At 72.8% G+C, this 9,346-nt stretch carries 7 protein-coding genes; 3 read left to right on the top strand and 4 right to left on the bottom strand.

All coding sequences use genetic code 11. The annotated features are described in order from the left end of the window. Positions 1-156: 156 nt before the first annotated feature. Positions 157-1,455 carry a bifunctional phosphopantothenoylcysteine decarboxylase/phosphopantothenate--cysteine ligase CoaBC gene (coaBC, locus tag AAHZ94_RS21375; RefSeq protein ID WP_349994594.1) on the top strand — a complete coding sequence of 433 codons (1,299 nt, stop codon included), beginning with the start codon at positions 157-159 and terminating at the stop codon, positions 1,453-1,455. A gap of 444 nt (positions 1,456-1,899) precedes the next feature. Next, entirely contained in the window at positions 1,900-3,123 is a 1,224-nt protein-coding gene (gene metK / locus AAHZ94_RS21370) for a methionine adenosyltransferase (protein WP_349994593.1), read from the top strand. A 79-nt stretch (positions 3,124-3,202) separates the two neighbouring features. On the opposite strand, the gene AAHZ94_RS21365 is transcribed toward metK, so the two are convergent. From AAHZ94_RS21365 to AAHZ94_RS21350, 4 genes are read right to left on the bottom strand one after another with little or no spacing between them, the layout of a single operon-like run. After that, entirely contained in the window at positions 3,203-4,357 is a 1,155-nt protein-coding gene (locus AAHZ94_RS21365; protein ID WP_349994592.1) for a hypothetical protein, read from the bottom strand. A gap of 22 nt (positions 4,358-4,379) precedes the next feature. Then, a complete protein-coding gene (locus AAHZ94_RS21360; RefSeq protein WP_349994591.1) occupies positions 4,380-6,335 on the bottom strand; it encodes an ABC transporter substrate-binding protein in 1,956 nt (651 codons plus the stop codon). Then, positions 6,332-7,159, bottom strand: a complete 828-nt coding sequence (locus tag AAHZ94_RS21355; RefSeq protein ID WP_349994590.1) for a toll/interleukin-1 receptor domain-containing protein — start codon at positions 7,157-7,159, stop codon at positions 6,332-6,334. Before AAHZ94_RS21355 ends, AAHZ94_RS21360 begins: the two co-directional genes overlap by 4 nt. A 48-nt stretch (positions 7,160-7,207) precedes the next feature. Beyond that, the gene (locus AAHZ94_RS21350; protein WP_349994589.1) at positions 7,208-8,509 is read right to left on the bottom strand and encodes an NsdA family TPR-like regulatory protein; all 1,302 of its coding nucleotides are present in this window, start codon (positions 8,507-8,509) and stop codon (positions 7,208-7,210) included. A 365-nt stretch (positions 8,510-8,874) separates the two neighbouring features. On the opposite strand from AAHZ94_RS21350, the gene AAHZ94_RS21345 reads away from it, so the two are divergent. Continuing rightward, positions 8,875-9,346 (top strand): primosomal protein N' family DNA-binding protein (locus AAHZ94_RS21345; RefSeq protein WP_502964732.1); only part of this gene is annotated, 472 nt, incomplete at its 3' end.

Here is a 9,346-nt window from a genome sequence, read left to right as displayed (position 1 = left end):
CGCCCCCCGGGCCCCCGCCCCCCTCGCCCCCGCGGGGGCCCCGGCCCCCCCCCCCGGGCCCGGCCGGGGGGCCCCCCGGCCCCGGGCGGGGGGGGGCGGCGGCCGGGCCCGTGGTGTGTCATGGGGCCGATGCGACAGCGCGCGGAGAGGTGAACGATGGACAAGCCCACGAAGCAGCCGACCGACCGACCTGTGACAGGCGGCGAGCCGGGGCCGGCGGCAGCCGCGCAGCCCGCGACCGAGAAGCCGTCGGTGGTGCTCGGCGTGAGCGGCGGCATCGCCGCCTACAAGGCGTGTGAGCTGCTGCGCCGACTGACCGAGTCCGGACACGACGTACGGGTGGTGCCCACCGCGTCCGCGCTGCACTTCGTCGGCGAGGCGACCTGGTCCGCGCTCTCCGGCCACCCCGTGGCCACCGAGGTCTGGGCGGATGTGCACGAGGTGCCGCACGTGCGGATCGGGCAGGCGGCCGACCTGGTGGTGGTCGCCCCGGCCACGGCCGACACGCTCGCCAAGGCCGCCCACGGGCTCGCCGGCGACCTGCTCACCAACACCCTGCTGACCGCCCGCTGTCCGGTCGTCTTCGCGCCCGCCATGCACACCGAGATGTGGGAGCACCCGGCGACCCAGGAGAACGTGGCGACCCTGCGCCGCCGCGGTGCCGTCGTCATCGAGCCCGCCGTCGGCCGGCTGACCGGCGTGGACACCGGCAAGGGGCGGCTGCCCGACCCCGCGGAGATCTTCGAGGTCTGCCGCCGGGTGTTGGCCACCGGCCAGCACCCCGCCCACGACGACCTGGCCGGCCGCCACGTGGTGGTCAGCGCGGGCGGCACCCGGGAGCCGCTGGACCCGGTGCGCTTCCTCGGCAACCGCTCATCGGGCAAGCAGGGGTACGCGCTGGCGCGGGCCGCCGTGGCCCGGGGCGCGCGGGTCACCCTGGTCTCCGCGAACAGCGCGCTGCCCGACCCGGCCGGCGTCGACGTGGTGCGCGTGGGCACGGCACTGCACCTGCGCGAGGCGATGCTCAAGGCGGCGGCCGACGCGGACGTGGTGGTCATGGCCGCGGCCGTGGCCGACTTCCGGCCCGCCGTCTACGCGCCAGGCAAGATCAAGAAGCGGGACGGGCAGGAGCCCGAGCCCATCGCGCTGGTCCGCAACCCGGACGTCCTCGCCGAACTCTCCGCCGAGCGCGCCCGCACCGGCCAGGTGGTCGTCGGCTTCGCCGCCGAGACCGACGACGTGGTGGCGAACGGCCGGGCCAAGCTCGCCCGCAAGGGCTGTGACCTGCTGGTCGTCAACGAGGTCGGCGAGCACAAGACCTTCGGCGCCGAGGAGAACGAGGCCGTGGTGCTCGGCGCCGACGGCAGCGAGACGCCCGTACCGTACGGCCCCAAGGAAGCACTGGCCGAAACCGTGTGGGACCTGGTCGCCCGCGCGCTCAGCCCGGCCGTCTGAGCCGGCCGTACCACTATGTGAGACCGCCGGTGGCGGAGTGCGGACGCGTGCGGGAGCGCTCACGGTCCGTGCTCCGCGACCCGGGTGCGCCGGTGGACCCCGGCGGCGCACCCGGGCCCGGTACCGCGGGCGCCGATCATGGACTGCGGTGCGGCCAGCGGCCGTTGGACCGGTGCCGGGCCGCGCCCCCCGCCCGCCGGGACCGGCCGCGCGACCGGGGTGCCCGCCGCCGATTCGGCGCAAAAGGGCCCCCCACTGTGTGGTTGAACGCACAATTCACCCCAACCAAGCGTGTGGGACGAGTCACCCTGCGCCCGTGTTGCGAGACACGCGGCCCAATCGGCGAGAGTGACCGATAAACTGGTCACGGATTCGCGTCGGGCGCAGCTCCCGTGCGTCTCCGCCCATGCTCAGCCAGCAGCCGCTGCAACCCCAGGGAGCGATGTGTCCCGCCGCCTGTTCACCTCGGAGTCTGTCACCGAGGGCCACCCTGACAAGATCGCTGACCAGATCAGCGACACCATCCTCGACGCCCTCCTGAAGGAGGACCCGCACTCGCGGGTCGCCGTCGAGACCCTGATCACCACCGGTCTGGTGCACGTGGCGGGTGAGGTGACCACCAAGGCGTACGCGCCGATCGCCTCGCTCGTGCGCAACAAGATCCTTGAGATCGGGTACGACTCGTCCAAGAAGGGCTTCGACGGCGCCTCCTGTGGCGTCTCGGTGTCGATCGGCGCGCAGTCGCCCGACATCGCCCAGGGTGTCGACACCGCGTACGAGGCCCGTGTCGAGGGCTCGTCCGCCGGAGACAAGGACGACGACCTCGACAAGCAGGGCGCGGGCGACCAGGGGCTGATGTTCGGCTACGCCTGTGACGAGACCCCCGACCTGATGCCGCTGCCGATCCACCTCGCGCACCGGCTCTCCCGCCGGCTCTCCGAGGTGCGCAAGAACGGGACCATCCCCTACCTGCGCCCCGACGGCAAGACCCAGGTCACCATCGAGTACGACGGCGACAAGGCCGTCCGCCTCGACACCGTCGTCGTCTCCTCGCAGCACGCGTCCGACATCGACCTGGACTCGCTGCTCGCCCCCGACATCCGCGAGTTCGTGGTGGAGGCGGAGCTGAAGGCCCTGGTGGACGACGGCATCAAGCTGGAGACCGAGGGCTACCGGCTGCTGGTCAACCCGACCGGCCGCTTCGAGATCGGCGGCCCGATGGGCGACGCCGGCCTCACCGGCCGCAAGATCATCATCGACACCTACGGCGGCATGGCCCGGCACGGCGGCGGTGCCTTCTCCGGCAAGGACCCGTCCAAGGTGGACCGCTCGGCCGCGTACGCGATGCGCTGGGTCGCCAAGAACGTGGTCGCCGCGGGCCTCGCCGCGCGCTGCGAGGTCCAGGTCGCGTACGCGATCGGCAAGGCCGAGCCGGTCGGTCTCTTCGTGGAGACCTTCGGCACCGCCACCGTCGACGCCGAGCGCATCGAGCAGGCCATCACCCAGGTCTTCGACCTGCGCCCGGCCGCGATCATCCGCGACCTCGACCTGCTCCGCCCGATCTACGCCCAGACCGCCGCGTACGGCCACTTCGGCCGCCCGCTGCCGGACTTCACCTGGGAGCGCACGGACCGGGTGGACGCCCTCCGCCAGGCCGCCGGCCTCTAACATGCGCCTCTAACATGCGCCGCACCGCGGCCCCGGACCCGTTGAGGGTTCGGGGCCGCGGTGTTTTGGGTGGGGGGCGTTAGGCGCCGGTTGTGGTTGCGCCATCCGCACTCTCGGCGGGCTCCGGATCGGGCGGACCCGCGGGGGTGGCAGGGGCTGCGGGCGCGTCGAAGGCGCTGCGTACCTCGGCCGCCCGCTCACCACGTCCGGCGCCCACGAGCAGATCGGCCAGGCGCCGGGCGAATAGGGCCCGCTCGGGCCCCTCAGCGGCCAGTCCCGCACTGGCCATCAGCCGGTCCACCTGGCCGGCGAACCCGCTGCCGTTCGACGGGGCAGGTCCGGGTGCCGGCCCGGTGCCGTCGAAGAAGAGGCCGGCCGTCGAGCCGAGGCCGTTCGCCGCCGGGGCGGAGCCATCGGGCAGTGGCTCCTGTTCGGGGCGGGCCGTGGGCACCAGGTGCCGGAAGGTCTCCGGCACCTCCTGGTTGTGCGCGGCCGACGAGAGCTGGGCGAGCGGGCCGATCAGGTGCACGGTCTTCTCGATGGCGTCGTCGTTGCGCGCCATCCACCACACCACTGCACTGCCGGGGTCCTTGAGCACGTCGTTGGACAGATAGGCCCGCTTGTTCCGTTCCCAGTTGCGCTCGTGCTCCCAGATCTCCTCGTCCTTGCGTACGGTCGACAGCTTGCGCAGGCGCTCCTCGTCGGCGTCGCTCAGCCGCAGGCCCACGCCGTCTGCCATGGCGGTGACCCGCCCCGTCGGATCGGGGAGCATGGTGGCCAGGGCGCCGTGCAGATAGTGCTGGGTGAGCGAGGCACGGTGCGGTGGGTGGAGGGCGGCGATGTGTCTGGCCCGGTCCAGTACGGCATCCACGGCCAGGGCGCCGGCGTTGATCTGCGGGGCGTCCGGTGCGACGGGCAGGGGGCACCACCGTACGGTGGCCGAGAAGAGGAAGTCGTAGTCCTCCTCGGCGCTGGGCAGAGCCACCGCGCACACCGCCCGCTCCCACCGCTCCGGCTCCTCGATGGGGCGGTCGGGTTCCAGCAGGAAATGCTGCGGGACGGTCCCACGGCGCCGGGTGGGAACCCTGGCGAACAGGACCGAGGCGGCGATCAGGGCGAACGCGAGCAGCGGATACACCCGCAGCGGCCAGCCGGCGCCCAGCCCGACGATGCCGAGGACCAGCGCGCAGATGGTGGCCAGGAAGGCGGTCAGGGTCTTGCGGCCAGAGCTCATGGTGCGTCTCCCACGTCCGGGTTCACAGGGCGAAGGCGGGGCTGTCGATGCCCTGGGCGGCATCGATCTTGTCGGCCAGCAGGCGGGCCACCTCACTCCGCCCGGCCCCGGGCGCCGCCGCCCAGTCGCGGGCGATGACGTGCAGCCGGCTGAGCGGGCCCGGGCGGCTCGCGGCGGCCCCGACGAGCACGTCCAGCAGCGGCGCGCCGTACGCGTCCGCCGCGAGGGCGGCCGACAACCAGCGGCTGACAAAGACGCGCCACCGGTCGTACGCGCCGTGCTCGAACACGGCCGCCCAGCCCGTGCCCAGCCGGGCGCGGGTGGCCGGCTCGGTGTACAGGGCCGGCGTCTGCGAGGCGGCCTCGGCGAGGGCCAGGAAGATCTCCGCATCGGCGGGCCAGGCGTCGGGACGGAGCCGGTCGAGCAGGTAGCGGCAGTGCCGGCCCTCACGCGTGGCCAGGGCCAGCAAGCCCGAAAGCGCCAGCCGGTCGCGGGTCGTGCGCTCCTGGCGCGCGAGGTAGTGCAGCCGTACCAGGGCCTGGCTGGGATGGCGCTCGGCCACCACCTTCGTGCACGCCGTCACCAGGACGTATCGGAACGCGGAGGGCAACCGGCTCTCCCGTGACCACTCGTAGACCTTGCGGCGGAACGCCTGGCCGTGCCGGTCGTGGCGCAGCCCCTCGGCCAGCGCCTGGGTAGCGTCGGGGATGAGGCGGGCCGCATCGGGGGAGCGGCACCAGCGGTCGGCCAACTCCCACAGGTCATCGGGCCGGTCGGCGCGCAGGCTCTGTTCGGCGAAGGACGCCACCAGCGCGGCCCGCGCCGTGTTGTCGAAGCGGCGGGAGCGGGCGCAGCGGCTCACCCACTCCTGGAAGCTGGGCCGGAGGTCGGGGAAGTACGTCCAGAAGTGGGTGCGGACCGCCTTCGCATAGGTCGGGGTGTCGAAGCGTACGGTCCCGTCCGAGCGGTGCTGCGCGCGGACGGCACGGAACTCCTCGGTGAGGTCGGTCCGGTCGAAGCGCGGACGCTCGTCCCCGGCGTGATCGACGATCGACAACAGGTGGGTCGTCGCTTCGTGGACCACCTCGGGCGAGCGTTCGTGGAGCATCGCCAGGGCGAGGGCCACGGCACGTTGCCTGCCGGTCAGGGCGACGACGAACCGCGCCACCTCGGGCGTGTGGTCGGTGATGCCGGCCAGCGCCCGGTCGCGCCAGTCCCCGATGCCGTACGGCGCGTCCGGGTGCGCGTCGCGCTCGCGGCGCATGAGGTCGGCCAGGCCAGCGAGATCGCGGGCCGGCGCGTACACGAGGTATTCGGTCAGCTCCGTCGAGCCGAGGTCGGCCAGGTCCGGGACGATGCCGTGGTGGCGCAGGTGGCGCATGAGAACGCTGCGGGCGTCCGGCCGGCCCAGGTGCACCGTGAGCTGCCGGTGGCTGCTCTCCCGCAGATAGCCGAGGTGATGGGGGAGGACGACGGCGAGCCGCGCGTCCTGCTCCCGTAGCTGTGCGCGGAAGGGGGACAGCTCCTGCTGCACCTTCACGTACCACGTCTCGTCGCTGCCCGACAGGTCGAGCAGCATCCGGTCGCCCCTGCCGATCATCCGCGGATCGAGCGCGGCCCCGTCCTCGCTGTCGCTCGTGTCGGGCAGTTCGTGGAAGCTGCCGGCGGCACCGGCGAGCTCGTGCAACAGGACCAGCGCCGCCGCTCGCCGGCCGCTGCCCGGTTGACCGGTCAAGAGTACGAGGCCCTGGCTGCGCAGCAGTTCACGGGCCTGGCGGAACTGGTCGGGGTAGACGAAGCACCGGCTCAGCCACCCCAGGTCGTCCTCGGCGATGGTCTGCCGAGGCGTGTCGATCCGCTCCTCGGCCTGCGAGAGGGCGGCCTGGATGATGTTGAACTGGTGTCCTTCGCCGGTGTGGGTGGGGCCGAAGGCCGCGCCCAGATGGGTCGCGATGTGCTCTGCCAACGGGTCGTTCACCGGTCCTCGCCGTCCTCGGGCTCCTGGGCGGCGTCGAAGCGCTGGTGGATGCCGCCACGGTTGTCACCCGCGATGTACTGGGCATGCCCGCCGTTGAACTCCGGCCGGTGTAACTGCCCGCCGTTGACCTGGTCCCCGTTGACCTGCCCGCCGTTGATCTGGTCGCCGCGGATCTGATCCCCGTTGATCTGGTCGCCGTTCCCCGTGTGCAGCGGGCCGTGCGACTCGCCCACGAACGTGCCGAGGTTCCCGGTGAGCGTGCCGATGCCGCCGCTCTGCCCGGTGGGGTGGTGCGGGCCGGGCTCGGGGTCCGCCGGCACGGTCCGGCTCGCCCGCTGGTCGAGCTTGGCCAGCGCCGGCACCGAACTGACCAGGCGATCGCCGAGCCGGTCGAGGTCAGCGGTGGCGCCGCGTTCGGTGAACCGTTCGTACTGGCACTCGGCGAGCTGCGCGATCGACTTCGGCAGCCGTCGGGGGTCGAGCTGTTCCGTGGTCCGGCCGAGGAGGACCGGCACCACCAGCACCCCGTACGCGAACGCCTCCTCAAGCTCGCGACGCACCCAGTCCTGCGGGTCGGTCAGCGCCCGGCGGTTGGGCCGCTTGGCGTGCGGGGTGTCGATCCAGCCCCCGTCGATGAGCGCCAGGAACACCGTGCAGCGCCGCACTGCGGTGCACAGGACCGAGTCGAAGTTGGTCCCGACGTCGATGGACTTGCGGGCGAGGAAGACGCTGTCGGTTCCGAAGCGCTGCGAGAGCGCCTCGTTGAACAGAAACGCCGTGGTCTTGCCGCCGGCCGTACGGTAGTTGATGAATATCTCGTGCATGGGATTCTCCCCGGTTCGTCGGGTCGGCTTCGGTGGTCCGTGGAGCGACTACGCGGCTGCGGCACTCGCGGCGAGGGCGAGGTCGGGGCTGAGCTCGCGGACGGAACGGTGCCGCGGGTAGCGGTTCAAGGTCCTGGACAGCCGGCGCAGATCCGCCCGGATGGTTGCGGAATGCACCAGGCCGATCGAGCCGAGTAGCTCCCGGGTCAGGACGCAGGACTGCTCGATCTCACCCGCCGCGGCGTGCGCCAGCGCGGCGCGCACGCCGTAGCGCGCCCGGGTGCGCAGGGCATGCGCCGGGAGGCGGCTGATCTCCCGCTCCAGGGTCTCGGCCGCCTGGGTCGGCCGGCCGAGCTCGTACAGGCACCACCCGGTGAACATGGCCGCGACGTCCGGCAGGTGCGACGCCCCGATGACGGGCTTGGCGCCGTCGTCACTGCTGCGTGCCAGGAGGTCGCGGGCCCGGTCCAGGCTGTGCATGCACGCGTCGTACGCGCCCTCGACGGCCTGGCTCTGGGCGAGGTGCTGGGCGGCGATGCCCCGGACCCGCGGCGATGCGTCGCAGGCCAGCACGTGCTCGGCGAGCCCGCTGGCCTGTGCGGTATCGCCGCTGAAGAGGCTGATCAACGCCCTGCGCACCACGGTGTACGCGGCGTGTTCCCGATCGTCACAGGCCGTGGCCAGCTCCACGGCCCGCTCCGTCCACCACAGGGCGCCGGCGTCCTGGCCCGCTTCCTGCGCCATCCATCCGGTGTACTCCGCGTAGCGCGACGCCAGGACCAGCAGGTCATGCCGGGTCCGGGTGCCGGAGCGCGCGGCGAGCTGCTCCAGGCTGTGGGTCTGGGCGATGAGCACGGGCAGCAGGGTGCTGGGCCCCGAGGTCTGCCCCAGCCGGCGGAACTGGTCGAAGAGTGCCCGTGAGGTGTCGACGAGGCCGGTTCCCAGCACATCGGCCGGTACGGGCAGGCCGGCGGCGCCGATGGCGAGCACCGAGCCGGCCCCCGCTGTGATCACCTGCCTACGGGCCACGGGCTGGAACGCACTCGATCCGTCCTTGTTGAGTTGCATTAACCACACCTCACCGTCGTCACTGGAGCGGGCGTCGCGAGCCGGGGTCTTGGGGCTCGCCACGAGGGCGGAGAGGACACCGCCCGTTTTCAACCGTGCGTCGCACATCCGGGCGAGCTCGACGGTGGGGCGTTTGAGCCCGCGTTCCACCTTGCTGAGCTGGCCCTTGCTGTAGTGCACCAACGCGCCCAACTGCGCGAGCGACAGCCGTGCGGCCAGCCGCCGCCTGCGTAGCTCCCGGCCGAATTCCTGTGGCTGCTCCAGCACGTCAACCTCCGTCACGGTTCCCCGGGCAGCCGTTGGTCACCGCGAGTCAGCGTGCGGCAGGCAGCACGGCGGAACAAGGCGAAATGGGGTGTTTCCCGTTTCCTGTTGGACAGGCAACGGGAGCGGCACCGGGACTGTCGAGAGGGCCTCCCACCCCCGGCGGCCACCTCCCGCCCACCCCGCCCCTGTCGTACCCGTCTGCTAAGACTGATGCTGTGAGCAGCGAGAACGAGCAGTCGGGGGGTGGGCCGGGGCGCGCGGGGCGTTCTGGTGGGGAGCACGGGGCTGGTGCGCGGGGTGGGGAAAGCAGGGCTGGTGCGCGGGGTGGGGAAGGCAGAGCTGGTGTGCAGGGTGGGGAAGGCGGAGCTGGTGGGGGGGAGGTGGGGGAGCAGCTTGCGTTGATTCGGGAGACCGTGCGGAAGACCAAGGTGCCCAAGGCCAAGCCGCGGACCTGGCGGGGGGCGCCGTTGGCCAAGGAGTTGCCGGTGGCGCGGGTGCTGGTCGACAAGGGGCCGGTGCACCTGGACAAGTTGTGGGATTACGCGGTGCCGGCCGAGCTGGACGCCACGGCGTTGCCGGGGGTGCGGGTGCGGGTGCGGTTCGGGGCCGGTACGGGGCAGGTGCGGGGTGGGCGCCGGGAGGGTGGCGGGCTGCTGGACGGCTACATCCTGGAGCGGGTGGCCGAATCCGACTACCGGGGGCCGTTGGCCGTCATCGCCCAGGTCCTCTCGCCCCCGCGGGGGCGCGGGGGGGGGGGGCCCCGGGGGGGGGGGCGGGGACCGGCGCCCACCCTGTGCCAGCCTCATCCCACCCCGAGCACACCTTGGATCAGTCCCGAACGCCCCTGGTCCA

It is taken from the genome of Streptomyces sp. HSW2009 (genome assembly GCF_040240285.1).
Taxonomy (GTDB): domain Bacteria; phylum Actinomycetota; class Actinomycetes; order Streptomycetales; family Streptomycetaceae; genus Streptomyces.
The sequence above is the reverse complement of the archived record's forward strand: the minus strand, read 5'-3'. Positions and strand labels throughout refer to the sequence as shown.

Coding starts and splice junctions, on each gene's coding strand:
- AAHZ94_RS21365 (WP_349994592.1), bottom strand. CDS start 4,357: ATGAGCTCTGGCCGCAAGACCCTGACCGCCTTCCTGGCCACCATCTGC.
- coaBC (WP_349994594.1), top strand. CDS start 157: ATGGACAAGCCCACGAAGCAGCCGACCGACCGACCTGTGACAGGCGGC.
- AAHZ94_RS21355 (WP_349994590.1), bottom strand. CDS start 7,159: ATGCACGAGATATTCATCAACTACCGTACGGCCGGCGGCAAGACCACG.